The sequence below is a fragment of the Devosia sp. Root436 genome, from assembly GCF_001426345.1.
Classification (GTDB): domain Bacteria; phylum Pseudomonadota; class Alphaproteobacteria; order Rhizobiales; family Devosiaceae; genus Devosia.
This window is the reverse complement of the sequence record NZ_LMEM01000001.1, coordinates 35,700-60,195: the sequence shown is the minus strand read 5'-3', so window position 1 is coordinate 60,195 and position 24,496 is coordinate 35,700. Positions and strand designations below refer to the sequence as shown.

The following is a 24,496-nucleotide window of genomic DNA, read 5'->3' as shown; positions in this document are numbered from 1 at the left end:
CTGTCTAGCACGGTTTCCGTGCAATTCCAGCCGCAGAGCCTTCCAAAAACGCGATGTCATCCCGGCGCAGGCCGGGATCCATCCTGCGATGTTTCGACAATGCGGAGTCTATCGCCACCGCCCATAATCCCAGGGCGCATACCACCTGGCCCCGCCAGGCACCCTCTCCGGCACCGGGTCATAGCCATGCGTCCCGCCCGGCCGGCAGCGCACGAATCGCGCCAGCCCCATCCAGCCCCCCGGCCAGAAGCCGAACTGCCAGATCGCGTCGCGCGTATATTCCGAACAGGTCGGCAAATGCCGGCACGTCCGGCCCACAAACGCCGACAGCGTATAGCGATAGATGCTGATCAGCAGCACGGCCGCGATTTTGAACGGCAGGTCCACCGCCCGCCAGAACAGGTCGATGACGCGATCCATCAGCCTGTCGCCGCAACCGATTCAATCGACTCGGCTTTTTCGATTGCCTCAGCCACCGCATCAAACACCAGCAGCGTCGACATATGCCGCGCCCGATAGTCCCGCACCGGTTCAAGATAGCGCAGGTCCTCCCACTTGCCGGTGGGAGGCTTGCCGTTTTCTTTCAGCATGCCGTGCATTTGCCTGCGGATTTCCCGGAACTCGCCTACCGGCGTCCCGACGATTTCCCGTGCCACCACCGCCGCCGAAGTCTGCCCCAGCGCACAGGCCGAAATCTCGTGCCCGTAACCAGTGATCACGCCGTCCCGCACCACCACGTCGACCTCGATCACCGAGCCGCAGACCCGGCTCACCTTGCGCGCGCTGGCATCGGCATCGGCCAGCCGCCCCGGCTGCGACGCATTGCCCGCCAGATCGAGGATTTTCTGGGAATAGAGATCGCTAAGTTCCATCAAACGGACAATTCTGTTTCTTGTCGCTACCGTCGCCACAACTTATATAGAGGCTCCGAAGCGGGCCGCCACGCAAACTATGCGCCGTTTAGGAACCAATCTACGCTTGATGCATCCAATGCGTCGAAAGCGAAAAGGAACCGCCAATGGACGCCCGCGTCAACCCGCTGCACAATCAGCCCGCCGATAGCAGGCAGTCGCGCCGCCCCAGCCAGGAAGAAGCCGAGGCCGCCGTGCGCACGTTGCTGGCCTGGGCCGGCGACGATCCGACGCGCGAGGGCCTGCTGGAAACACCCGGCCGCGTTGCCCGCGCCTATGGCGAATTCTTCGCCGGCTACGAGCAGGATGCCAAGACCATCCTCTCCAAGACCTTCAAGGAAGTCGGCGGCTACGACGATATCGTGCTGGTCAAGGATATCCCCTTCAGCTCCCATTGCGAGCACCATATGGTGCCCTTTATCGGCAAGGCCCATATCGCCTATCTGCCCCATGATGGCGTAGTCGGCCTCTCCAAGCTGGCGCGTCTGGTGGAAGTCTTCGCCCGGCGCCTGCAGACCCAGGAGAACCTGACGGCGCAGATCATCGACGCCATCAACGAAAACCTGGGGCCCCGCGGTGCCGCCGTCATGCTCGAAGCCGAGCACATGTGCATGTCCATGCGCGGCGTCCACGCCCACGGTGCCTCCACCGTCACCCACCGCTTCACCGGCGTCTTCGCCGAAGACCGCGTCGAACAGGACCGCTTCTTCGCCATGCTTCGCAGGTGATCTGCGCAGCAGATGAAAGGCTCCAGTGGAGCCTTTCAAACCAAGAAGGCCATGAGAGCTATGCTCGAATGGCCGAGCGCTGAGCGCAATCGCGATCAAGTCGATCATGCGCTAAGCTGGCAGGACCGAGCATCACCCCCCGGTTCGCCATGCAATTTATCGAACGCGCCATCTGGTTCATCGAGACCCGCTTCGCCGAGGACATCACCCTTGATGACATCGCCGATGTCGGCGGGGTTTCGCGCTTTCACCTCTCGCGCAGCTTCGGCGCCATTACCGGCCAGCCGGTCATGACCTACGTCCGGGGCCGCCGCCTGACCCTGGCCGCTCAAAAACTCCTCGATGGCGCCCCCGATATCCTCAGCGTGGCGCTCGACGTCGGCTACAATTCCCACGAGGCCTTCACCCGCGCCTTCCGCGATCAGTTCGGACAGACGCCCGAACAGCTCCGCGCCCAGGGCATCGCCGATCCGCAGCGGCTGGTCGAGCCCCTCCGCATCGACGAAACCCTGCTGACCGCATTGCCCGACCCCCGCATCGTCGATGGCGCCCCGTTCCGCATAGCCGGCCTCGGCGAGCGCTACACCTTCGCCACCAATCACGGCATTCCCGCCCTGTGGCAGCGTTTCGCGCCCCATATCGGCCACATGCCCGGACAGCTTGGCGACACCACCTATGGCGTTGCCGCCGATTTCGACGAGGATTGCAGCTTCGGCTATATTGCCGGCGTCGAAGTCTCGCCCAGCGCCGATCTTGAAGCGGGCACCGCCTATATCGACATCCCCGCCCAGCGTTACGCCGTCTTCGCCCATCGCGGCCATATCTCGACCATGCGGCGCACCGCCTATTCCATCTGGGCGCACTATTTCCCCAGCAGCCCCTTCATTCCCACCGGTGGCCCCAATTTCGAGCGTTACGGCGCCGAGCACGATCCCCATAGCGGCGATGGCCTCGTCGAAGTCTGGGTGCCGATCGCCCGATAGGAGCGCCGGACAAGGGGGCCTTTATCAATTCCCGGCACGGGGCTATGAAGCCTCATGACCCTGACCTTCACCGATCCAGCGCCCCTCACGCACGACCAGCTCGAAGAAGGCACCGCCTTCGCCCCACGCTTCGACGCGGCGGGTCTCGTAACCGTCGTCACCATCGAGGCCGGCAGCAATGACGTGCTGATGCTGGCCCACATGAACGCCGAGGCCCTGTCGCTGACGCTCGAAACCGGCATCGCCCACTACTGGTCACGTTCGCGCGCCAGGCTCTGGAAAAAGGGCGAGACCTCCGGTGAACTCCAGCAGGTCGTCGAATTGCGCACCGATTGCGACCAGGATGCCATCGTCCTCGTCGTCAACCAGACCGGCCGCGGCGCCGCCTGCCACACCGGCCGCAAGAGCTGCTTCTATCGCCGGGCCGTGGTGAAAGGTGGCACGGTGACGCTCGAAGATCGCGGGTTGCCCAGGCTGTTCGATCCAAAGGACGTCTACACGGGCTGAGGGCGAAGCTGAATGCTTATCTGGGTGCCGGGGCGTTTCCCTTCTCCCCTTGAGGGAGAAGGTGCCCGAAGGGCGGATGAGGGGTTCCGGACCATCCGCAGAGCATGAAGCATGGGATGGCGCAGCACCCCTCACCCGGTTATTCCGCTGAACGCGGAAGAACCGCCCTCTCCCCTTGAGGGAGAGGGGTAGCAAGCCCCCGCGTACCCCTATTCCACGCGCCGCTCGAACGCCCCCACCAGTAATATCCCGGCAAAGAACCCGCCCAGATGCGCCTGCCAGGCCACCGCCATCTGCATGCCCGTCACCAGCGGCAGCAGCGGCACTGCCGCGTTCAGTACCACCCAGATCAGGATGAACAGCCGTGCCCGGTTGTCGCGCCACAGGTCACCGAAACTGGCCAGCCGCCGACCCACGATCACCCGCTCCCCCGTCTCCGGATGCTGCGCCACGATCACCGGCTGGAAGATGAAGCGGACCGCCGCGCCCGTCAGCCCGGCCACTCCGCCCGATGCCCCGATCAGGTACGAGCCCGAATAGAGCGTCGTCGCCGCGAACAAAGCCGCGCCCGCCGCCGCCGAGACGAAGAAGACCGCCAGCATCGGCCCTGCCCCGTAGCGCCGTGACACCGGCGTTGCAAAAATGGCGAACCACGCGGCATTGACCAGCAGATGCTCCCAGCCCGCATGCATCAGCGCATGGCTGAACGGCGTCCAGATCAGCGGCACCGCCAGCGAAATATCATCCAGTCCCGCAATGATACGCAGCGGCTGGAAGGCGAACCAGAACACCAGTTGCAATTGCCCCGCCTGGTTAAGCACCAGGGTTGACGCCAGGTGAATGGCCACCAATACGCCGATGACAGCCGTAACATCGCCCGGCAGCAGGAAGACCGGCTCGCGTCCCGCCGGACGGGGATTTACCGGCGCCTGACCTTGTTCACTCATCACTTCGCTCCGACTCGCTGGCGCCCCGCGCCTTACGCTGTTCTTTTCCACATTGGCCCGCGCCCGTTAACCTTAACTGTTCTTTAAGAGCGCTTTTGTCCCGCACTTTTGCCAAAGTCGGTTGGTGGCGGCTGCGTTCCGAGGGGGGAGCGCCCCGCCCCACTTGGCGGGTCGAGAAAAAACGATGCAAAAGACGAGCACCAGGACGCTTTACGACTACTGGAATTCCATCCGTGGTGCGCGCAGCGCCCCCGATCGGAAGGATATCGACCCCACGCGCATCCGCGATGCCCTGGCCAATACCTTCATTCTCGAGCTCGATGAGAGCGAGAAGTTCTCCTTCCGCCTTGCCGGTTCGCACCTCTGCACCGCCTATTGCCGCGAGCTCAAGGGGCGCTCCTTCTCGGCATTGTGGCACGAGCGCGATCACGACGCGATGGAAACCCTGATCCGCGCCGTCACCGAAGATCATGCCGTGGCGCTGGTAACCTTCCAGGGCACCACCGCGCTCCACACCAAGGTCACCTTCGAGACCATCCTGATGCCGCTGCGTCACAACGGCTCGACCCATACCCGCCTGCTTGGCGCCATGACGGCGCTCGACGAGCCCTACTGGCTCGGCGTGCAGCCGATCCTGGAGCAGCGCATCACCGGCCTGCGCCTGATCTGGCCGGACGATATGGGGATGGAAGATTCGGTGCGCGAAGTTGCGACCAATGTGGTCAACGACGTGAGCTTCGTCGGCGGCGCCGCCCCCATCGCCATGCCCGCGGTGGTCTATGGCCGCACCGCCCGCCGCTACGCCCATCTGGCGGTTATCGACGGCGGACGTCAGTAAGTATTTCCTCTACCCAATCTGTTCAATTTGCGCGGTGTCCCACTGCGCAAATACCCGCATCGCAATACTTTGCGTTAACCAAGACCCGCTAGCTTGCTGTGGAAACACAATGCGTCAGTGGTCCGGCGAATGCTCAGCGACGACCTCCCCTCCAGCCAGTTCATCGCCCCGGTCCGCACCCGCGCGGAATCGAGCAAGTTCCAGCGCGTCAAAGTCTCCGTGCTTGGCCGCTACATGTTGGCCGACCGCCGCGAATTCCCCTGCCAGATCCTCGAAATGTCCCCCGGCGATGCCGTGGTGATCGCGCCCGTCGCCGGCATAGCCGGTGAAAAGGTCATCGCCTATGTCGATCATGTCGGCCGCATCGAGGGCACTATCCTCAACCAGATGGAAGGCGGGTTCCTGATGGATATCGCCGCCTCGCCGCGCAAGCGCGACAAGATGGCGGCCCAGCTGACCTGGCTGGCCAACAAGGATGTGTTGAACCTGCCCGAGGATCGCCGCCACGAGCGCGTGGTGCCCGATATCCGCCATTCCACCGTCGTCCTCGACGATGGCCGACGCTACAATTGCAAGATCATCGACATTTCCCTCTCCGGCGCCGCCATCGAGCTCGATGTCCGCCCGGCCATGGGCACGCCGGTCACGCTCGGCCGCATGCGCGCCCGCGTCGTCCGCCATTTCCAGAATGGCGTCGCGGTGGAATTCGCCTCGGCCCAGGAAATGCTGACCGTCATCCAGCAGAATCTGCGGATGAACTGAGCGCGGTCACGGCGCTGCGCGCGCTTGTGAATTCTCCCGTCGCGGGGAAGCCTCTATGATGCTTTCATGACAAGCATGCTTCGCGCCTCCAGCCTCGCCACCCTTGCCGCCACCTTCCTCTCCTTCGGGGCCGCCCAGGGCGTATTCGCCGACGGCCGCAGTGACTGGAACGGCTATGCCTGGCAAAAGATCGACATCGCCGATTGCACGCCCAGCGGTTCGCTGCTGCAATGCCCGCTCTACCACCAGAAATGGGACTGGAAGCGCAACCAGTGGGTCGACATCTCGGTCACCCTCGACCTGGATCGCGGCGTCCTCAACCTCACCCAGCGCCTGACCGACAACGACCCGCGCGACGACGACTATGTCTGCGTCACCGCATTGGCGGTCGATGCCGGCGGCGCCAATGTCGTGGCCCATCACCAGAACTGGCACATGGCTTCCGGCCTGGTCGAGGAAAAGGCCTTCAGCTACGCCTCGGGCGGCCTCGACGCGGTCACCACCATCCATATCGGCTCCAAGCAATGCCGCGAGGGCGCCGGCCAGGACGATGCGCTCTACGCCCGCGTCCTTGCCGGACTCCATCCCTGAGCAGTTCCGGCCAAGCCCCTGCCCTGCATGGTTAATTTTGCCGGAATCAGATCGATAAAACACGCTTAAAAACTGCGTTGTAGTTTTCGGACCGGGGCAATCCGGCGCCCCTAACGTGGTCTCCATCAGGGAGATCACACAATGCGTTTCAACAAGAAAGGACTGGGAGCCGCTCTCTTGAGTGCCCTTATGGCGCTCGCTATCGGCAATCCGGCCCAGGCCTTCGACACCACCAATGTCGCCTTCGTGCAGACCGTTGGCGGCACCACCTCCATTCCGGTGGGCCATGCCGAATTCTGCAAGAGCCGCCCCGACGAATGCCGCGCCAATGCCGATCCCGTCGCGGCCGTGCCGCTGACAGAAGCCCTGTGGCAGCAGCTGCTCGCCGTCAATGCCGGCATCAACCAGCATGTCGTTCCGGTCACCGACCAGGAGCTCTACCAGGTCGCCGAATTCTGGACCTATCCCAACGGCTACGGCGATTGTGAAGATTATGCGCTGGCCAAGCGCCGCGAGCTCATCAATGCCGGCTGGCCCGCCTCGACGCTGCTGATGGCCGTCGTCAAGCAGGCCAATGGCGAAGGCCATGCCGTGCTGATGGTCCGCACCGACCGCGGCGACCTCGTGCTCGACAACCAGGTCGGCTCGATCGATCTGTGGAGCCAGACCCCCTACAAATTCATCAAGCGCCAGTCCCAGGCCAATGCCGGCCAGTGGGTCGATATGATCGACACCCGTGAAATCGTCGTTGCCACCGCAGCGATCAACTGAGTTCAACAAGAATAAGCGGGAAGCACAACTCCCGTAGCCTTCCGGACCCCGCCCAAAGCCTATCCCTGATAGGGGTCTGATGAATGAGGCCAGCTTCTCGCGAAGCTGGCCTCATTGCTTTGTATCCTTGGTAGCAACGCGCCCCTAGAACCGCACCGCCACGTAAATCCCCATGAACAGCAGCCCGGTGACGAAGGCCCAGCCGAACGCCACCACTGCCGAGACCAGCGCCGAGGTCATCGAAATGGTGCCGTCCTCCTCATGCTGCCAGCCCATCTGCAGCATGATGTAGGGCCCGCAGACGAAGCTGACCGCCAGGTTGCCCATGGAATTGATGAACGTCTTGCCGTCATAGCGCAGCATGGCCTGCTGCCGGGCCAGCCACTGGTAGAGATGCGTGCCGGCCCCCGCTATGCACAAGCCAACGCCAATCAAGAAGGCTGCGAGCAGCAATTCCTTGGTCATGCCCAATCCGTCCCCGCGCCGGCTCTATTAACCCTTCATTAAGCATATTGCCCGCCTGATGGCCTGTCACCTCTCCTCGACAGAACTGGTTAATGCTGGAAATGCGTGCGCAATCGGCCCCCGCGGGCCGCCATTCCGGCCCTTCGTCGCTGGCCTACAACCTTGCCGGCATTGCCGTATTGGTGCTGCTGCTGGCCGTGGGCATGGCCTATCTCGTCGATGAACTCGGCCGCTCGAGCCGCATCCCCGCCCCATCCCTCGATGACGCGGACCCCGTCTCGCAGACCATTTCGGGACGGGAATTGTCCATTCCCGCCGCCTGGTTCCGCTATGGCGAACAGATCCGCGACGGCTTCACCAGCCAGATCGACCTGCGCATCCTCTACGCGCCCGAGGGCGTGGAAACGCCCATGCCGGTCGATATAACCCTACTTCCCCGCAGCCGCGCCCGCGCCAGCGCCAGCCTGCTCGACCGCGTCTATCTGCATCAATTCGCCGATGAAACCCTGGATGGCGTGCCGGGCCTGGTGGGCAAGCCCATGCTGGCCAGCAACGGCTATGCCGGCGAGAGCGTCTGGTATGACGCGCTGTCGCCCAATCCCTTCGTCGCCAAATGCGAACAGCCCCTCGCCCCAGACGGCGCTGCCCAATGCGTCCGCACCGTCTACCTGCCCAGCGGCATCGCCGCAGTCTACACCTTCGACGCCACCATCCTGCAATCCTGGCGCCAGTTCGACGGAGAAATGCAACGCTGGCTGGAGCCTGTGGGCGCGTGGTGAGGCACGCCGCCGCCCACGCTACCGCCGGGCGAACGCTTGAGCATTCGCTTACGCGATGTCATCCCGGCGAAGGCCGGGATCCATTCTGAGGTCTATCCGCGCCCGGAGGAAGCTGAGCCATCTCAAGATGGATTCCGGCCGGAGCCTGTCCTCAGGCGCGAAGCGACCCGCGGGCCGGAATGACACCGTGATTAAAGCCAGACGCCTCTCAGCTCACCTCGTCCAGGTCGATATCGAGGATCGACATGTTGAAGATATACGACTTGTCGCCATCCTCGTCGTCCAGGTGAATGAGCCCGATCGATTCATCGCCAATGAACACTTCGACGGAATCGTTGAGCTTGGCGCGCGGCCGCACGTCGATGTTCTTGTTGTTGAACTTCAGCTGCAGGAATTTCTGCAGCTTGATGATCTCGGGATGGTTCACTGTGGGTGTCCTACTGATTTGCATTGAGCGGCAATCTAGTCGCCCCTGCACCGCATACAACCCCTGACCACGAGCATTTTAGCGGTAACAAGCTGCTCGGTTGCCTTGTCTTGGCCGGGCCAGCCCGATGTTCCGGGGGCGCTGCTTGCGAAGCCAGCTGGGTCATGGCGAGTCGAAAATGGCTGAGCGCACTCTAACGTGGAAGCGCAGAAGTCGGCCATTTTCAGGCCACCCTTACTCAACTGGCGAAGCAAGATCGTAGACCAGCACCATCTGGTCCATTACCAGCGCCGGCTGGGCGCAGCCGGCCTCGCCGATCACCCGGGCGGGCACGCCGGCGACGGTCACCCGCGGCGGCACTTCCTTGAGCACCACCGAGCCGGCGCCGATGCGCGAGCAGTCGCCGACGATGATATTGCCCAGAACCTTGGCGCCCGCCCCGATCAGCACGCCGTTGCCGATCTTGGGATGGCGGTCCTGGTCGGATTTGCCGGTGCCGCCCAGCGTCACATTCTGCAGCATCGACACATTATCGCCCACCACCGCGGTCTCGCCGATGACGAGGCCCGTACCATGGTCGAGCATGATGCCCTTGCCCATCGGCACCGCTGGATTGATATCGACCTGGAACACCTGGCTGGCCCGGCTCTGCAGGTAGAGCGCAAAGTCCCGCCGCCCCGCCTTGAACATGGCATGGGCAAAGCGATGCGTCTGGATGGCCTGGTAGCCCTTGAAGAACAGCAGTGGCTCGATCGCCCGGTGGCAGGCTGGATCGCGCTCCAGCGTCGCGGCCAGGTCGACCCGCGCCTTGACCGCAATCTCGGGAGAGTCGGCCAGCGTCTCGGCAAAGGCCTGGCGGATCAGGTCGGCCGAAACGTCGTCATGATCGAGCCGCGCCGCCAGGCGATGCGCCAGCGCCTGCTCGAACGTGTCATGATTGAGAATTGCGGAAACCGCCATGTTGGCCAGTGACGGCTCGGCCGCCACGATCTGCTGCGCCCCGGCCCGCACGGCGTCCCATACAGGGTCGATCGCTTTGATCGCTACAGACTTCCGGGCGCTGCTGGACATGGCGCATTCTCCGCTTCATCGAGAAACACCGATATAAGCCATATGATGCTCCAGGACAAAGCCTGGACACGTGGTTTGGTTCACATTTGCCTGTTTCAGGCGAAATTCCTGCCCAGGAAGTCCAGCCCCGCGGCCTTGAATGCCTTGTCGCCCGTCGCCCGCATATGGTCCCGCTTGGGGATGACGAATGCCTCCGCCCGCGGCAGCAGCTCGGCCAATGGTCCGGGCGGCCCCGCCATCTCGTCCGCCTCGCCCACCGCCACCAGCACCGGCACGTTGATTCGCCGCACATCGGCCCGCGCCATCGGCTGGCGCGACGTCTCCATGCAGGCCGCCAGCGCCTCCCGGTCCGATTTGGTGTGGTCGGCAAAGATACGGAACTGCCGCGCCGTCTTGTGGGTCAGCCCGGCCAGGTCGGGCGCCAGCAGGCCGGCAATGATGTCGTTGCCATCGCTGAGCCCGTTGATGAGGTTCATCCCCATGCCGCCGAAAATGGCGCAGGCGACCCGCTCCTCATGGTCGAACGCCATGAACGCACTTATGCGCGCGCCCATCGAATAGCCTAGAATGGCCGATCGTTCGATGCCGAGATGATCGAGCAGCGCCACACCGTCGCGCGCCATGTCGCTGGGATAATATCGTTCGGGATCGTGCGGCTTGTCGGAAGCCCCGTGCCCCCGATTGTCGAGCACGATGGCGCGGTACCCCGCCCCGACAAGCGTCTCGACCCAGCCGGTGTCGATCCAGTTGACCTTCGCGCTTGAGGCAAAGCCATGGATGCAGAGCACCGGAAGCCCCGCGCCAAAGGACTCATAGGCAAGGGTCAGGCCATCGGACTGGTATGTGGGCATGTTTCTCACCGCGTCATTCCCGCGCAAGCGGGAATCTCCATTGGCCGGACCATCCAGAAACGGTGATTCCCGGCCTTATGTATCAAACGCACCAACGAGCGGCGATTGGCGTTGGCGAGAAAGAGGCCAACGTGCGCAATAAGCTCTCTAGGGGCAAATTCGCAGCGGCGCTTTTACTGCAATGCCTGGCGGCAATTGGTCAAGTCAATTGCACCTAGACATATGAGGCTATTACCTTCCATTTCTTGAGCCAAAGGTGCTCCCAATTATGCGGTGGCCATTGCCATCTAATCGTATTCCATTGGGGAAGGTGCCTCCGCGAACTTCACAAGGTTCGCCAGCTCGCCCTATGACTGTCGCTCCGCTCGCCTCGTCAATCCATACCGGGCTATCTTTTGCCATCTCCGTAAGAAGGGCCGCTCTGTCCGCTTCAAGGCCCTCGAGTTTCCTCTTTGTTGCCGCGAGTTCATCCATGGTTTTGCTATGCGCATCGCGTTCTATCCAAAACGGAGACGCTGCAAGGTTCCAAACAAAATTTACAGATAAGCCCGCGACGGTGCCAGTTAGCGCTGCTACGATATAGGGAACTTCATCAAGTGCCACTTGGTCGCCCCCCAAGAACTTGAGTGCGACTAGAGAAACCAGCCCGACAAATGCCGTGGAGACCAGTGTCTTCAAGTGCCCCAATGTATCGCGAGTGGCGCGGACTACTACATTCATGGGCACACCATGCCCGGATTCCGAGCGTTTGAGGAGTCGTCATAATCCGACCCTAAAAACTTAGTGCGTTTGATGCATAATGCCGGAGATTCCCGCTTTCGCGGGAATGACACCGTAAATCAATAGGCGTTTGGGTGTGGTACCCGCCTTCCATTGCCTTCCGCCATCTATTATGTTCCGGCCGAACTATCCCACCATCCGGATTACCCACATGGCCCACGGCAGCACGCCCCATTTCCACAATACCGAAGGCCTTCGCCAGATCGAGGTCGGCTCCAAGGAATTTCAGTGCGTCGGCGCCCTGCCGCCATTCGATCATCCCCATATCTATATCGACATGGGCAAGGACAATGAGGCCGTTTGCTCTTATTGTTCAACGCATTACGTGTTCAATTCGCGCCTGGCTCCCGGCACTGCCAACCCGCTTTCCGCGGTCTTCCAGGCCGACGCCGCTTAAGCGCATCCCATGCCCGGCACGGGCCGTACCTATTACATAGCCGGCGCCGGAATCGCCGGCATGACCCTGGCCCTGGCGCTGGCCAAGTTCGGCGCCGCCGTGGTGATCCTCGAACGCGGCCTCACCGTCTCCGAATTCGGCGCCGGCCTGCAGGTCAGCCCTAACGCCCGGAAAATCCTCAACAATCTCGGCGTTGGCGATGCCATTTCGGCCCGCAGCCTCGAGCCTGATGGCATCGATATCTACCCGCATGGCCGCCCGGTCCCGCTGGTCACGCTGGAGCTCGGCGCCATCATGCAGGCCCGCTTCGGCGCGCCCTACGCCGTCATGCACCGTGCCGACCTCGCCGACGCCCTCTACAAGGCCTGCCGGCGCTTCGCCAATATCGATATCGTCTTCGGCGTCAGGAACTGGGACGTGGTCTCCCACGCCCGCGGCATCACGGTGTCCATCGACGAGGCCAATGGCCAGACCCGCACCGGCCGGGGCCACGCCTTCATCGGCGCCGATGGCGTCCATTCCCGCACCCGCACCGACATAATCGGCGGCCCGCCCGCCCGTTACACCCAGAGCGCCGCCTGGCGCACCCTGCTGCAAGCCCCTGCGGTCAAAGATAAATTGCCGCTCGACCGGGTCTCGGTTTTCCTCGCGCGCGATGTCCACGCCGTCGCTTATCCTCTTCCCCATCGCGGTCAGGTGAACTTGGCCCTGTTCGCCCCGCAGCGTAATCCGTCGGACAAAGGAGAACGCCCCACCCTGCCGAACAGCATCGCTAGCTGGCCGCTGCTGTCCGCGATCCTCGAAACGGCGAGCGACTGGACCTCCTGGCCACTCTACACCGTCGATACGCCGCTTTGGCATGCCGGCAATATCGGCATCGTCGGCGATGCCGCCCACGCCATGGTGCCCTTCCAGGCCCAGGGCGCTGCCATGGGCATCGAGGATGCCGCCGTCCTCGCCCCCCTGCTCATTGCCGAATCCAATGCCGAAACCGCCTTCGAGAAATACCACCAGCGCCGCCGCCGCCGCACCGCCCGCGCCGCCAGTGTCTCGGCCGCCAATGGCCGCATCTTCCATATGCCATGGCCGTTGAGCGTGGCTCGCAACACCGTGATCGCGCTGCAAGGCAGCCGAGGCCACCTGCGACGGCTGGCCTGGCTCTATGGCTACGAGCCGTAGGCCGCCAGGAAAACCCGCACGGCCTCCTTCGCCACCACCCGCAATTGCGCGTCGGACGGCAATTCGCCATCGCCCATCAACATGGCGCGGTTGACCGGCTCGGCCATGACCAGCCAGTTGAAATTGGTCGCCGCGATCTCCGGTTCTGGGCAGGCCAGCAACCCGCGCGCCTCCAGCCGCCCGAAAATCCCCGCCAGCACCTGCACGGCCCGTTGCGGCCCGCGCTCATAGAGCACCCGCGCCAGGTCGGGAAACCGGCTGACCTCGCCGATCACCAACCGCCGCAACTGCATCAGCCGCGGCGTCATCACCACCGAGAGCTGCCGATGGGCGTAGTTGAACAGGAACCGGTCCAGCGCCTCGGCAGTGTCAGGCTCGGCCGGCGCCGTATGCACGCGCAGGTCGGCCGCCCCGGTCATGGAGGTGACAACCTCGATGAACAGCGCTTCCTTGCTGCCGAAATTCTTGTAGACCGTCTGCTTGGACACCCCCGACATCGCGGCGATCTCGTCCATATTGGCCCCGAGATAGCCGGACTTGAGAAAAGTCTCCGTCGCCGCCGCCAGCACCGCCTGCCGCTTGCGCTCGGAGCGCCCTGCCCCCACAACGCCTTCTTCCACAACCATCCACCGTCTCCGTTGACTCCACTTGACAATCATACTGGACAGTCTAGTTTGACGCAATGCCAGAACTGGACTGTCCAGTCCACTCAATGGAGACCTGCATGGCCCGGGATGGAGCCGAAAAATACCTGATGGAAAATGCCGTCTCGCCCGATCACAAGGTGCGGGTCGACAAGGCGCGGTTCATGGCGATGAAGGAGGCGGTGCTCGCCGTGCTACCGCCAGAGGCGCCCGGCATCACTCCGGCCGAACTGCGCGAGGCCATCAGGCCCATCCTGTCGCAGGAGCATTTCCCCGGCGGCGAAAAGGCCGGCTGGTGGATGAAGGGCGTCCAGCTCGACCTGGAATTCAAGGGCATCATCGCCCGCGGCAGCGCCAAGCCGGTCAAGCTCTACAAGGTCCAGGCGGCGACATTCTAGGCGCCAAACCCTAGCGAGCCTCGCTGACCAACCTGCTGAGCCGCGCCCACAAATCCTCGATCGTGTCGGCGAACTGCACGGCCCGCTCATAGCCGGGCAGTCCCGGCGACAGCACGTCCGCGGCGTAGCCGCGCATCACCTCATAGGCCTTGTGGCGGTTGAGCATGACCACGGGCGGCGTCCGCCCCTGCGCCTTGGCGGCGGCCCAGGTGCCGAACAGCGCGGAGGCCGAAGCCAGCGAACCGGGCAAAGCCACATAGGCATCGGCCAGTTGCGCCACCCGCGCCAGCCGCTCGGCCTTGTCGGGCAGGACATCCATCGTCACGCCGGCCAGCGCCTTGGGCAGCGCGATACTGGCATCGGCGACGATCTGCACCACCCCGCCCGCCGTCCGTGCCGCCGTGATCAGCGGTACCGGAATAATGCCGTTTTCCGCGAGGCAAACGATGCGCGCGCCACGCTTGGCCAAATAAGTGCCGGCCTGGCTCATGATCGAGGCGCGCTCGGGATCGCCCGGCCCCTTGTCGGAAGCAAAGACGGCGACAATGGCGGCGGCGGACTCCACCATGCTCATCGGCCGCGCTTCAGGCCGCCGAGAATGCCGCGCACCAGCGCGCTTCCCAGCCGGTTGGCAACCGTGCGCGCCAGCGAATTCATCGCCGCTTCCGCCGGCGTCTGGCGGGTCGAACTGCGGCGCGGCTTGTCGTCCTGATAGGTCCGCTCGGCCTTGCGCAATTCATCATCCTGCTGCTGCCGCTCCTCGGCCAATTGCCGGTCACGCGCCTTCTTCGCCAGCGTTTCAAAGGCCGATTCGCGGTCGACGACCGTGTCATAGAGCCCCGCCACCGGCGAATTGGCGACAATCGACCGGCGTTCCTCGGGCAGCAGCGGCCCCACCTGCGCCGAAGGCGGCCGGATCAGCGTCCGTCCCACCACCGAGGGAATGCCCTTGTCCTCCAGCACCGAGACCAGCGCCTCGCCGATGCCAAGCTGGGTAATGACCTCTTCGGTCGAGAATTCCGGGTTGGGCCGGAATGTCTCGGCCGCCACCCGCACCGCCTTCTGCTCGCGCGGCGTATAGGCCCGCAAGGCGTGCTGCACCCGGTTGGACAGCTGCGCCAGCACGGTTTCGGGAATATCGACCGGGTTCTGCGTCACGAAATAGACGCCGACGCCCTTGGAGCGCACCAGCCGCACCACCTGCTCGACCTTGTCGATCAGCACCTTGGGCGCGTCGTCGAACAGCAGATGCGCTTCGTCGAAGAAAAACACCAGCTTCGGCTTGTCCGGATCGCCCACCTCGGGCAGTTCCTCGAACAGCTCGCTCAGCATCCACAGCAGGAACGTCGCGTAAAGCCTTGGTGCGCGCATCAATTCGTCTGCCGCCAGGATCGAGATGAACCCCCTGCCATCCCGGTCCGTCCGCATCAAGTCGGCAATATCCAGCGCCCGCTCGCCAAAGAAATTCTCCGCGCCCTGCTGTTCCAGCACCAGCAAGGCCCGCTGGATCGAGCCGATCGAGGCGGTGGTGACATTGCCGTAGCGGGTGGAAATTTCCTTGGCCCGCTCCTGAATATCGACCAGCAGCGCCCTGAGATCCTTGAGGTCGAGCAGCAGCAGACCCTCGTCGTCGGCCAGCTTGAAGGCGATGTTGAGCACGCCTTCCTGCGTATCGTTGAGCTCCAGCATGCGGCTGAGCAGCAGCGCGCCCATTTCCGAGATCGTGGCGCGGATGGGATGGCCCTGCCGCCCGAACAGATCCCAGAAGATCACCGGGAATATGTCGTCCTTGAAATCGGTGAAGCCGATATCGGTAGCGCGCTGGGTCTGCCATCCCTGCGCCGCGCCCATCTTGGCCACGCCGCTGAGATCGCCCTTGATGTCGGCCGCAAAAACCGGCACCCCGGCAGCCGAGAATCCCTCGGCCATCACCTGCAATGTCACGGTCTTGCCGGTGCCGGTCGCCCCGGTCACCAGGCCATGCCGATTGCCGTACTTGAGCGCCAGGTATTCGGGATGCGTACTGACCCCGAGAAAGATCTTGTCGTCAATGAGCATCGGCGCCGCCATCCTTTGAATTGGGTTCTTATAGCCGTCCCGGTCGCGGCGGGACAACTCGTAACTCTGTTTTCCATTGCTGATGGCAGGACCGGGCCGGACGCGGCACAATGGCGGCATGAGAAAAGCCATGCTCGCCAACCGCCGCCATGTCCTTGCCGGACTTGCCATTCTGGCCGCCACGCCGGCCGCCCGCGCTCAGTCCATGCTCGATGCAACCACGCTCGGCGTCGTCGGTGATACCGGCCAGGACCAGGGCCCCGCCCTGCAGGCGGCGCTCGATCAGGCCGCCGCGGCCGGACGGGCGCTGCAATTGCCGCCCGGCATCATCCATGTCTCCGGCCTCGATTTTCCGTCCGATCTGGTGGTTCAGGGGGTTCCGGGCAGCACCGAACTGACCTCGCTGCCAGACGGCAATTCCATGTCCATCCATGACCGCGGCACGCTGGTTCTCCGCGATATCGCCTTCGCCTCCGGCGCCGTCGGATTGGGCATCGTGGCCAGCGACGATATCACCCTCGAACGCTGCCGGTTCCGCGCCTCCGCCATCGGCGTGAGCATTGCCGATGCCGGCGTCACCATCATCAATTGCCATTTCAGCGAGCTGGGCGATGCCGCCATCCACGCCATGGATAGCCGGGGCCTGTTCATCTCAGGCAACAGCATCGACACCTGCGGCAATGCCGGCATCCGCATCTGGCGCTCCGAAAGCGGCGCCGACGGCTCCATCGTCACCGCAAACCGCATTTCCAATATCGATTGGCGCGATGGCGGCAATGGTCAGAATGGCAATGGCATCAATGTGTTCAAGGCCGACGAGGTCATCGTCGCCAACAACCACATCGCCGATTGCGCCTTCACCGCTATCCGCCTCAACGCCACCCGCAACACGCAGGTCGGCGGCAATACCTGCCTGCGCTCCGGCGAAGTCGCGATCTTTTCCGAGTTCGAATTCTCCGGCTCGGTCATCGCCAACAACATCATCGATGGCGCCGCCACCGGCATCTCGATCACCAACCTCGATTCGGGCGGGCAACTGGCCGTCTGCGCCGGCAATATCGTGCGCAACATCACCCCGAACTCGCCGGTTAACCCCGACACCATCCCCATCGGCATCTTCGCCGAAGCCGAAACCGCCATCACCGGCAATACAGTGCAGGATGTACCCGGCATCGCCATCGCTGCCGGCTACGGCACTTTCCTGCGCAACGTGCTGATATCGGGCAACGTCATCAGCCAGAGCGATATCGGCATCGGCGTCAGCGTGGTAGACGGCGCCGGCCCGGTCCAGATCGGCAGCAACACCGTCTCCGCCCGCCAGCACGCCATCGTCGGCCTTGCCTGGAGCGACATCGTGGAAGCCGACCTCATGGCCAATGCCGGGCGTCACCCGAACGTCAGTTTCCAATAGACCTCAGACCACCGCGCGCAATTCCCCCACCGCGGCCCCGCGCACGCTCCTGATCGTCTGGTGGGCCAGCGTTTCGAGCAGGGCCCGCTGCTCGGCATCGGGGTCGGACAGCTTCAGCAGCAGGCCGGCCAGCATGGCCTGGCTGGCGGCGATGTTGCCATCGTCGCATTTGAGCGCATAACCCCAGCCCTTGTCGCGGATGGCGCCGCATTGCACGCCCTCGGCGCCGATCTTCTGCATCAACCTTCCCTTGAACGCCGTCATCAGCAGCGTGTCGGCATGACCCGTGCCGGCCACCAGATGCGGATGATTCGTGGCCGCATTGAACAGCCGCTGCGCCGCCGCGCCGAGTTCGGCCGAGATGCCCCGGCCCGTCGCCATGCGCGCGAAGCCATAGGCAAAGGCGCGCAAGGGCGCTGCAAAGGTAGGAATCGAGCAACCGTCAGTGCCGCACTTTCCCTCGGTCAGGCTCTCGCCGATCACCGCTTCCACCGCCCCCCGCACGGCCTGCTGCACCGCGTGCTCGCGACCGACATAGCCTGATGTCGGCACGCCCATGGCCAGGGCCACGCTCAGCATGCCGGAATGCTTGCCCGAACAGTTATTGTGCAGCGGGCTGGGTTCCGCCCCCGCCGCCCGCAGCGCCTCGCGCGCCGCCGCATTGGTCGGCACATGCGCGCCGCATTCGAGGTCGGCGGCGGAAAGCCCGATGCGGGTCAGCAGCCCATTGGCCGTCGCCACATGCACCTCCTCGCCGTGATGGCTGGCGCAGGCCAGCGCCAGCTCTTCCTCGGAATGGTGGAACCTGTCTTCGGCATGGCGCGCGAAAATCGGCAAAGCCTGCATCGACTTGATGGCCGAACGCGGAAACACCGGGCGTTCGATATCCCCCGCCGAGGCGATGATCCGCCCATCGGCATCCATCACGACATAGGCGCCGCGATGACGGTTTTCGACCCAGTTGCCGCGAATGGTCTCGGCAAGAACGGGATTGGCATCCATCAAAAAAAAACCTCCGGTCCAGGCGGTTCTCACGAACAGCGCAGGACCGGAAAAGTCAACAGAGCATGGGAAGGAGGTACGCACGAAACACTGGCTGGCTCGCATCGGCGAGGGTGGAGGCCCGGACAGCCTGTAGTTGCGATCTGCGGCGATGGTTGAACCACAGCCTGCCGGGTCTCCGCCGTCGCCGACGACGGCGAAAATGAAAGACTCCGGGATCAAAGATCCCAGTCGTAGACGACAGTCAGATAACGGGAATTGACCCAGCCCGTCGTGTCCTGCGCGTCGACCAGGCACCAGTCGGCGCCGCTCTTGGTTTCGATGCAGCGTTCCACCCAGACATGGCTGCCCGGGGTGAAGGCGCCGATCTTCTGCGAATAGGATGCCGGCCACTTGCGCACATTGAGTTGGTCCCAATGGGCCACGCCCGTCACCTGCGCCAGTTGGTCCACCTGGTAGCCGGCGGCCATGGTGGGCTGCACGGCGAAGGCGCCGGCGGCGGCAATCACGAGGCCGCACAGCGTGGCGACCAGAACCTTTTCCTGTTGTTTGTTCATCGTGTCCCCCTGGACAGTTCGGTTGTTGAGATCACCCTGCCCGATCCGGCTTGAACTGGTCCTGAGACCCATGTTCAGAAACCGTTCATCTGCGCGGGCAGGGTTGCGGCCTCGGCTCAGCGCAGGTTGCGCTGATGGACGTAGAGGGTGATGCTGTCGCCGCCGCCGAAACGCAGCGAAATGACGTCCTGGCTGTCGTAGCCCTGGGCGGTCAGCGCAGCCATCAGCGTGTCGTTGCGGGCGATGGGCAGACGCAAGGTGTCCACATTGCCGTGGACGAACAGCCAGCCATAATCGTCGTTGCGGCCGATCAACCCGTCCTCGCAGACGGGCACCAGATAGACCGGCTGCCCGTCGATCGACTGGATATGGGCGCGGGTCACGCGCGGCATGTAGTTCAGCGGATAAGCGCAGTCTTCCTCGTAGCCGTTGCTCGGGAAATTGGGAGGGCCGGCGAGGAACTGGGCGGCGCTGGGCAGCGTGGTTGCGGCACTGGCAAGGCCGACGAGAACGGCCAGAACGGTGGTCTTGAGCATGTGTCGTCTCCTGTGTGTTGCCGCCGGGAACGGCGGCGATGTCGATGCCTGTCATCGACCGTGCCGCCAGTTCTGCGCCCTGGCGTTTGAACCCATGCTGAGACGCCCATTCATCCTTTGTTTACCCGCCAGGGGGCGTTGGCAGCCGCCCCGTTCCGGCTTAGGCTGTGCCTGCCGCGATAGCGAAAATCGTGAGAAAATAGAGGAGGTTCGCATGCCCAAGGTTTTGGTGACGGGTGGGAGCGGCAAGCTCGGGCGCGCGGTTCTGCGCGATCTGGTGGCCCATGGCTACGAGGTTCTCAACCTCGACCAGCACGCCTTGCCCGATCCCATCTGCCCCAGCGTGCGGATCGACCTGACCAATTTCGGCGAAGTCGCCGCCGCCATTCTCGGCGGTGTGGACGAACGCAAGGGGCCGTTCGATGCCGTGGTGCATCTGGCCGCAATTCCCGCGCCCGGCCTCGCCGCCAATGCCCGCACCTTCGCCAACAATGTGCCCACGACCTACAATGTGTTCGAGGCCAGCCGCCTCGCCGGCATCAAGAACGTGGTCTTTGCCTCCAGCGAAACGGTGCTCGGCCTGCCCTTCGACACGCCTCCGCCCTATGCCCCGGTCGACGAGGAATACTATCCGCGTCCCGAATCGGCCTATTCGCTCGGCAAGCTCCTGGATGAGACCATGGCCGCCCAGTTCTGCCGCTGGGACCCGGAACTGCGCATTGTCGGCCTGCGCTTCTCAAACGTCATGAATCCGGAAGACTACGCCGCCTTCCCCAAATTCGACGCCGACCCGCGCAGCCGCAAATGGAACCTCTGGGGTTACATCGACGCCCGCGATGGCGCCCAGGCCGTGCGCCGCTCGATCCAGGCCGATTTCCGGGGTTTTGAGGCCTTCATCATCGCCAATGCCGATACCGTCATGAGCCGGTCCAACATGTCGCTGCTGGCCGAGGTTTTCCCCGACGTACAAGCCAGGGGAAATCTCACCGCCAATGGCACGCTGCTCTCCATCGAGAAGGCCAAGCGCATGCTGGGCTACTCCCCGCAATATACCTGGCGCAACGAGATCTCTGCCAAGGGCTAGCACCCGTCGAATTGCATATGAAATGTGCACAATCTGCACTTGTGCTTTTTCTGGGCACCGGCAAACTGCTGGCAATGCCCAGCCCCGACCTGTCCGTTCTGATCATCGACGAGAATCGCATCCGCGCGTCCATCATCGAGGACGGGCTGCGCGAGGCCGGACATATGCGTGTCGCCGTCATCCATGACGTCAACGAGGTCGCCCTCACCATCCAGGCCACCATGCCCGACGTCATTGTCATCGATCTCGAAAACCCCAAGCGCGACACGCTCGAACATTTCTTCTCGCTGTCCCGCGCCATCCAGCGCCCCATCGCCATGTTCGTCGACCGTTCGGACGGCGCGATGATCGAAAAGGCGGTCGAGGCCGGTGTTTCGGCCTATGTGGTCGACGGGCTCAAGAAGGAGCGCGTCAAGCCGATCCTCGACATGGCCATCTCCCGCTTCAATGCCTTTTCCCGCCTGACGCGGGAGCTTGAACAGGCGCGCAGCGAGCTCGAGGACCGCAAGCTCATCGAGCAGGCCAAGGGTATCCTGATGCGAACGCGCGCTCTCAGCGAGGCCGACGCCTATGCCCTGCTCCGCTCCACCGCCATGAACCAGAACCGGCGGATGGTCGACATCGCCCAGAGCCTGGTGACCGCAGCCGCACTCCTGGGCCCATAGGAACGCCGCCATGCCCCTCACCCACCTCACCGCCGGATTCCTGCCCCTGCTCGATAGCGCGCTGCTGGTTCTCGCGCATGAAAAGGGCTTTGCCGCCACCGAAGGGCTGGAGCTGCATCTGGTGCGGGAGACCAGTTGGGCCAATATCCGCGACCGCGCCGCCATCGGCCATTTCGACATTGCCCAGATGCTGGCGCCGATGCCGCTTGCCGCCAGCCTGGGCCTCACCCCGATCGCCACGCCGATGATCGCGCCGATCGTGCTGGGGCTTGGCAACAACGCCATCACCGTCAGCGCCGAACTCTGGCATGCCATGGCCGACCAGGGCGCACCCGGAGACCTCGCCGCCGGTCCGGCCGGCGCCGCGCTCGCCAGGGTGGTCGCGGCATCACCGCGCAAGCTGCGCTTCTGCGTGGTGCATCAGACATCGTCACACAATTACGAGCTGCGCTACTGGCTCGCCGCCAGCGGCATCGTGCCGGATCGCGATATCGAGATCGTCGTCCTGCCCCCGCCCCTCCTGCCCGATGCCCTGGGCACGGGCGGCATTGACGGCTATTGCGTCGGCGAACCGTGGAACAGCATCGGCGTCGCCACCAGGGGCGCCCATATCGCCACGGTCAAGGCCTCGATCTGGCAATCGAGCCCCGACAAGGTGATCGGCATGCGCGCCAGTTGGGCCGACCGGCATCCCGACCTGGTCGCCGCCCTCATCCGCGCCATCTACCGCGCCGGAATATGGTGCGCCGACCCCGCCAACCACCCGGAGGCGGCCCGCATCATGTCTGCCCCGGCCTATCTCGACACCGCCAGCGCCATCGTCGCCCGCGCCCTGACCGGCCGGCTAGACATCGGCGGCGGCGTTACCAGCCAGGTGCGGGACTACTTCATCCCCCATGCCGGCGCCGCCAACTTCCCCTGGAAGAGCCACGCGCTCTGGTACTATTCGCAAATGGTCCGCTGGGGCGAAGTCACCCAAGGCAGCGCCAACGCCACGACGGCTGCCGCCACCTTCCGCCCCGACCTCTACCGCACCGCGCTGGCGCCCCTGGGCATGCCCGTGCCGTCAGCCGACTTCAAGACCGACGGAGCGCATGCAACGCCCTCGATCATCGCCGCCACCACCGGCTCCCTGACCATGGGCCCCGACCTGTTCTTCGATGGTGCCATCTTCGACCCGGACGCGCTGGAAAGCTACATTGCCACCCAGCGCCCCACCGCCTGATTCCCTGCTCGATGGAACCCTTTGCAGCCGTTCGGCCTTGCGTTGAATGGTCCGCCTGTGTCAACTGCGCGACACGACGAGGCCGGTCAGGATTCACAAGGTTAGCGCCCAAGTATGCAAGCAGCGACCCGTTCACGCCTGACCCTGGCCTGCATTCTGGTGACCATCCTGCTGGATATGATCGGCGTCGGCATCATCGTGCCGGTGCTGCCCGAATTGCTCGAGGATTTGACCGGCGGCAGTGTCGCCAATGCCGCTGTCATCGGCGGCTATCTGGTATTCACCTATGCCTTCATGCAGTTCGTTTTCTCCCCGGTTCTGGGCAATCTGTCGGATCGCTTCGGCCGCCGGCCGATCCTGCTGGGCTCCCTGCTCGGGCTGACCTTCGACTACCTGATGATGTCGATCGCCCCTGTCGTCTGGTACCTTTTCATCGGCCGCGTCATTGCCGGCTGCGCCGGCGCCGCGGTGGCGACGGCCACGGCCTACATGGCCGATATCACCCCGCCCCATAAGCGGACCCAGCGCTTCGGCCTCATTGGCGCCGCCTTCGGCCTCGGCTTCATCATCGGCCCGGTGATCGGCGGCGAACTCGGCGAATTCGGGCCCCGCGTCCCCTTCTTCGCCGCCGCCGGGCTGGCCTTCGCCAATTTCCTCTTTGGCCTGCTGGTACTGCCCGAAAGCCTGCCCAGGCATTCCCGCCGCAAATTCGATATCCGCCGCGCCAACCCGTTCGGCGCCCTCCTTGCGCTCCGGCAATATCCGGTCGTGCTGTGGCTGCTGGCCGTGCTGTTCTCCTTCTCGCTGGCGGCGCAGGCCCTGCCGACGGTGTTCAGCTATTTCACCGTGGAAGTCTTCGAATTCACCTCCTCCAATATCGGCCGCGCCCTCGGCGCCTTCGGCATCGGCTTTGCCATCTGCCAGGCCTTCGTCGTCGGCCCCATGGTCAAGCGCGTCGGCGAGCCGCCCGTCGCCCTGCTGGGCCTGCTCGCCGCCATCGTCGCCTTTGCCGGCGTCGCCTTCACCGACCAGGTGTTCTACCTCTACGTCTTCATCATGGTGGGCGCCATCAGCGGCCTGGCCGCCCCCGCCATCAACGGCGTGCTGTCGCGCCAGGTGCCCGACAATGCGCAGGGCGAGCTGCAGGGCGCCGTCAACGCCGCCAATTCGCTGGCCACCATCATCGGCCCGCTCGCGGCGACACAGATCTTTTCCTATTTCACCACGGCTGCGGATTCGCCCGGCTATTTCCCCGGCGCGCCTTTCCTGGCGGCGGCAATCTGCGTGACGGCGGCCCTGGTCATCTTCGCTGTGGCGGCATGGCGGTTCGAGCTGGGCCATCGCCCCTCCATCGCCAACAAGCCTGTCGTTCCCGACATGGCGCCGCCGGGCCAGATCAGGGTTCCGCCAATCGACGACGACGCAGACAATCCCGATGCAAATCCGCCCCGCCACTGAGGCCGACCAGCCCGCCATCCTGGACATCGTCGCGCCCACGCTGGCGGCCGGCGAAACCTACGCCATTTCTCGCGAGCTCGACGCGGCCGGGGTCAAGGCATACTGGTTCGGCCCGACACACGAAGTCTTCGCCGCCGAGGAAAACGGCGCCACCCTCGGCACTTATTACCTCATGGCCAACCAGGCCGGCGGCGGCGCCCATGTCGCCAATTGCGGTTACATGACCGCCCCGGCCGCCCAGGGCAAAGGCGTAGCCCGCGCCATGTGCGAACATTCATTGGTCCGCGCCAAAGAGCGCGGCTTCCGCGCCATGCAGTTCAACCACGTCGTCTCGACTAATACCCGCGCCGTGGCCCTCTGGCAGCAACTGGGCTTCGCCATCGTCGGCACCCTGCCCAAGGCGTTCAACCACCCGGTGCATGGCTATGTGGACAGCTATGTGATGTTCCGGGCGCTCTGAGCCACGCCCAC

At 64.1% G+C, this 24,496-nt stretch carries 31 protein-coding genes; 18 read left to right on the top strand and 13 right to left on the bottom strand.

Going from position 1 to position 24,496, the window contains the following annotated elements; genetic code table 11:
• Positions 1-108 precede the first annotated feature (108 nt).
• Together yidD and ASD04_RS00365 are read right to left on the bottom strand one after the other, a co-directional pair.
• Positions 109-420: a membrane protein insertion efficiency factor YidD gene (gene yidD, locus ASD04_RS00370; protein WP_056250961.1), complete on the bottom strand. Its 312-nt coding sequence runs from the start codon at positions 418-420 to the stop codon at positions 109-111.
• The gene (locus tag ASD04_RS00365) at positions 420-872 is read right to left on the bottom strand and encodes an iron-sulfur cluster assembly scaffold protein (protein WP_056250957.1); all 453 of its coding nucleotides are present in this window, start codon (positions 870-872) and stop codon (positions 420-422) included. The genes yidD and ASD04_RS00365 overlap by 1 nt, the downstream gene beginning before the upstream one ends.
• Before the next feature lie 146 nt (positions 873-1,018).
• On the opposite strand from ASD04_RS00365, the gene folE reads away from it, so the two are divergent.
• The 3 genes from folE to hisI all read left to right on the top strand — a co-directional run bounded on the left by folE (position 1,019) and on the right by hisI (position 3,129).
• Positions 1,019-1,639: a GTP cyclohydrolase I FolE gene (gene folE / locus ASD04_RS00360; protein ID WP_056250954.1), complete on the top strand. Its 621-nt coding sequence runs from the start codon at positions 1,019-1,021 to the stop codon at positions 1,637-1,639.
• Positions 1,640-1,788: 149 nt separating this feature from the next.
• Positions 1,789-2,622: an AraC family transcriptional regulator gene (locus tag ASD04_RS00355; RefSeq protein WP_056250951.1), complete on the top strand. Its 834-nt coding sequence runs from the start codon at positions 1,789-1,791 to the stop codon at positions 2,620-2,622.
• Positions 2,623-2,676: 54 nt separating this feature from the next.
• The gene (hisI, locus tag ASD04_RS00350; protein ID WP_056250949.1) at positions 2,677-3,129 is read left to right on the top strand and encodes a phosphoribosyl-AMP cyclohydrolase; all 453 of its coding nucleotides are present in this window, start codon (positions 2,677-2,679) and stop codon (positions 3,127-3,129) included.
• Between the two features lie 209 nt (positions 3,130-3,338).
• Here hisI and ASD04_RS00345 read toward each other — a convergent pair whose 3' ends face one another.
• The gene (locus tag ASD04_RS00345; protein WP_056250946.1) at positions 3,339-4,076 is read right to left on the bottom strand and encodes a rhomboid family intramembrane serine protease; all 738 of its coding nucleotides are present in this window, start codon (positions 4,074-4,076) and stop codon (positions 3,339-3,341) included.
• A 184-nt stretch (positions 4,077-4,260) separates the two neighbouring features.
• Between ASD04_RS00345 and ASD04_RS00340 the strand changes: the two genes are divergently transcribed.
• From ASD04_RS00340 to ASD04_RS00325, 4 genes are all read left to right on the top strand, one after another.
• Positions 4,261-4,914 (top strand): PAS domain-containing protein, encoded by a 654-nt coding sequence (locus ASD04_RS00340; protein WP_056250943.1) that lies wholly within the window; start codon positions 4,261-4,263, stop codon positions 4,912-4,914.
• A 129-nt stretch (positions 4,915-5,043) separates the two neighbouring features.
• Positions 5,044-5,676, top strand: a complete 633-nt coding sequence (locus ASD04_RS00335) for a PilZ domain-containing protein (RefSeq protein WP_056250940.1) — start codon at positions 5,044-5,046, stop codon at positions 5,674-5,676.
• Positions 5,677-5,742: 66 nt separating this feature from the next.
• The gene (locus ASD04_RS00330; RefSeq protein ID WP_156461079.1) at positions 5,743-6,267 is read left to right on the top strand and encodes a hypothetical protein; all 525 of its coding nucleotides are present in this window, start codon (positions 5,743-5,745) and stop codon (positions 6,265-6,267) included.
• A 189-nt stretch (positions 6,268-6,456) separates the two neighbouring features.
• Complete coding sequence (locus ASD04_RS00325; protein WP_200940210.1) at positions 6,457-7,038, top strand: transglutaminase-like cysteine peptidase; 582 nt, start codon at positions 6,457-6,459, stop codon at positions 7,036-7,038.
• A 144-nt stretch (positions 7,039-7,182) separates the two neighbouring features.
• On the opposite strand, the gene ASD04_RS00320 is transcribed toward ASD04_RS00325, so the two are convergent.
• The gene (locus ASD04_RS00320) at positions 7,183-7,503 is read right to left on the bottom strand and encodes a hypothetical protein (RefSeq protein WP_056250925.1); all 321 of its coding nucleotides are present in this window, start codon (positions 7,501-7,503) and stop codon (positions 7,183-7,185) included.
• A 92-nt stretch (positions 7,504-7,595) separates the two neighbouring features.
• On the opposite strand from ASD04_RS00320, the gene ASD04_RS00315 reads away from it, so the two are divergent.
• Positions 7,596-8,282: a hypothetical protein gene (locus ASD04_RS00315; RefSeq protein ID WP_056250922.1), complete on the top strand. Its 687-nt coding sequence runs from the start codon at positions 7,596-7,598 to the stop codon at positions 8,280-8,282.
• Between the two features lie 208 nt (positions 8,283-8,490).
• Here the strand turns inward: ASD04_RS00315 and ASD04_RS00310 are convergent, their stop codons facing one another.
• From ASD04_RS00310 to ASD04_RS00300, 3 genes are all read right to left on the bottom strand, one after another.
• The gene (locus ASD04_RS00310; protein WP_156461078.1) at positions 8,491-8,709 is read right to left on the bottom strand and encodes a DUF3126 family protein; all 219 of its coding nucleotides are present in this window, start codon (positions 8,707-8,709) and stop codon (positions 8,491-8,493) included.
• Positions 8,710-8,943: 234 nt separating this feature from the next.
• On the bottom strand, positions 8,944-9,780 hold the full coding sequence (gene cysE, locus ASD04_RS00305; RefSeq protein ID WP_056250916.1) for a serine O-acetyltransferase: 837 nt from the start codon (positions 9,778-9,780) through the stop codon (positions 8,944-8,946).
• Positions 9,781-9,875: 95 nt separating this feature from the next.
• Positions 9,876-10,631 (bottom strand): alpha/beta hydrolase, encoded by a 756-nt coding sequence (locus ASD04_RS00300; RefSeq protein WP_056250914.1) that lies wholly within the window; start codon positions 10,629-10,631, stop codon positions 9,876-9,878.
• On the opposite strand from ASD04_RS00300, the gene ASD04_RS20025 reads away from it, so the two are divergent.
• The 3 genes from ASD04_RS20025 to ASD04_RS00290 all read left to right on the top strand — a co-directional run bounded on the left by ASD04_RS20025 (position 10,622) and on the right by ASD04_RS00290 (position 12,987).
• Entirely contained in the window at positions 10,622-10,849 is a 228-nt protein-coding gene (locus ASD04_RS20025) for a DUF6471 domain-containing protein (RefSeq protein ID WP_348271011.1), read from the top strand. The genes ASD04_RS00300 and ASD04_RS20025 overlap by 10 nt on opposite strands.
• A gap of 713 nt (positions 10,850-11,562) precedes the next feature.
• Positions 11,563-11,808 (top strand): zinc-finger domain-containing protein, encoded by a 246-nt coding sequence (locus ASD04_RS00295; protein WP_056250911.1) that lies wholly within the window; start codon positions 11,563-11,565, stop codon positions 11,806-11,808.
• 9 nt (positions 11,809-11,817) lie between these two features.
• A complete protein-coding gene (locus ASD04_RS00290) occupies positions 11,818-12,987 on the top strand; it encodes an FAD-dependent monooxygenase (protein WP_056250908.1) in 1,170 nt (389 codons plus the stop codon).
• Here the strand turns inward: ASD04_RS00290 and ASD04_RS00285 are convergent.
• On the bottom strand, positions 12,975-13,613 hold the full coding sequence (locus ASD04_RS00285; protein WP_056250905.1) for a TetR/AcrR family transcriptional regulator: 639 nt from the start codon (positions 13,611-13,613) through the stop codon (positions 12,975-12,977). The two genes, ASD04_RS00290 and ASD04_RS00285, sit on opposite strands and share 13 nt — an antisense overlap.
• A gap of 98 nt (positions 13,614-13,711) precedes the next feature.
• Between ASD04_RS00285 and ASD04_RS00280 the strand changes: the two genes are divergently transcribed.
• Positions 13,712-14,029, top strand: a complete 318-nt coding sequence (locus ASD04_RS00280; RefSeq protein ID WP_056250902.1) for a hypothetical protein — start codon at positions 13,712-13,714, stop codon at positions 14,027-14,029.
• 10 nt (positions 14,030-14,039) lie between these two features.
• On the opposite strand, the gene ASD04_RS00275 is transcribed toward ASD04_RS00280, so the two are convergent.
• Both ASD04_RS00275 and ASD04_RS00270 read right to left on the bottom strand, forming a co-directional pair.
• Positions 14,040-14,603: an LOG family protein gene (locus ASD04_RS00275; RefSeq protein ID WP_056250899.1), complete on the bottom strand. Its 564-nt coding sequence runs from the start codon at positions 14,601-14,603 to the stop codon at positions 14,040-14,042.
• The gene (locus tag ASD04_RS00270) at positions 14,600-16,087 is read right to left on the bottom strand and encodes a helicase HerA-like domain-containing protein (RefSeq protein ID WP_056250897.1); all 1,488 of its coding nucleotides are present in this window, start codon (positions 16,085-16,087) and stop codon (positions 14,600-14,602) included. Before ASD04_RS00270 ends, ASD04_RS00275 begins: the two co-directional genes overlap by 4 nt.
• Before the next feature lie 130 nt (positions 16,088-16,217).
• Here ASD04_RS00270 and ASD04_RS00265 point away from each other — a divergent pair, with 130 nt between their 5' ends.
• Positions 16,218-17,498 carry a TIGR03808 family TAT-translocated repetitive protein gene (locus ASD04_RS00265; protein ID WP_162245088.1) on the top strand — a complete coding sequence of 427 codons (1,281 nt, stop codon included), beginning with the start codon at positions 16,218-16,220 and terminating at the stop codon, positions 17,496-17,498.
• A gap of 3 nt (positions 17,499-17,501) precedes the next feature.
• Here the strand turns inward: ASD04_RS00265 and ASD04_RS00260 are convergent, their stop codons facing one another.
• The 3 genes from ASD04_RS00260 to ASD04_RS19560 form a co-directional block, all read right to left on the bottom strand.
• Positions 17,502-18,500: an asparaginase gene (locus tag ASD04_RS00260; RefSeq protein WP_056250891.1), complete on the bottom strand. Its 999-nt coding sequence runs from the start codon at positions 18,498-18,500 to the stop codon at positions 17,502-17,504.
• A 218-nt stretch (positions 18,501-18,718) separates the two neighbouring features.
• The gene (locus ASD04_RS19565; protein ID WP_056250889.1) at positions 18,719-19,057 is read right to left on the bottom strand and encodes an SH3 domain-containing protein; all 339 of its coding nucleotides are present in this window, start codon (positions 19,055-19,057) and stop codon (positions 18,719-18,721) included.
• A 116-nt stretch (positions 19,058-19,173) separates the two neighbouring features.
• Entirely contained in the window at positions 19,174-19,593 is a 420-nt protein-coding gene (locus tag ASD04_RS19560) for a hypothetical protein (RefSeq protein WP_056250886.1), read from the bottom strand.
• A 214-nt stretch (positions 19,594-19,807) separates the two neighbouring features.
• Between ASD04_RS19560 and ASD04_RS00245 the strand changes: the two genes are divergently transcribed.
• From ASD04_RS00245 to ASD04_RS00225, 5 genes are all read left to right on the top strand, one after another.
• The gene (locus ASD04_RS00245) at positions 19,808-20,677 is read left to right on the top strand and encodes an NAD(P)-dependent oxidoreductase (protein WP_056250885.1); all 870 of its coding nucleotides are present in this window, start codon (positions 19,808-19,810) and stop codon (positions 20,675-20,677) included.
• Between the two features lie 74 nt (positions 20,678-20,751).
• Positions 20,752-21,342: an ANTAR domain-containing protein gene (locus ASD04_RS00240; RefSeq protein ID WP_056252753.1), complete on the top strand. Its 591-nt coding sequence runs from the start codon at positions 20,752-20,754 to the stop codon at positions 21,340-21,342.
• Between the two features lie 10 nt (positions 21,343-21,352).
• On the top strand, positions 21,353-22,567 hold the full coding sequence (locus tag ASD04_RS00235; protein ID WP_056250882.1) for a CmpA/NrtA family ABC transporter substrate-binding protein: 1,215 nt from the start codon (positions 21,353-21,355) through the stop codon (positions 22,565-22,567).
• A 114-nt stretch (positions 22,568-22,681) separates the two neighbouring features.
• The gene (locus ASD04_RS00230) at positions 22,682-24,025 is read left to right on the top strand and encodes a TCR/Tet family MFS transporter (RefSeq protein WP_056250879.1); all 1,344 of its coding nucleotides are present in this window, start codon (positions 22,682-22,684) and stop codon (positions 24,023-24,025) included.
• Positions 24,003-24,485 carry an N-acetyltransferase gene (locus tag ASD04_RS00225; protein ID WP_056250876.1) on the top strand — a complete coding sequence of 161 codons (483 nt, stop codon included), beginning with the start codon at positions 24,003-24,005 and terminating at the stop codon, positions 24,483-24,485. The genes ASD04_RS00230 and ASD04_RS00225 overlap by 23 nt, the downstream gene beginning before the upstream one ends.
• The last annotated feature ends 11 nt before the right edge of the window (positions 24,486-24,496 follow it).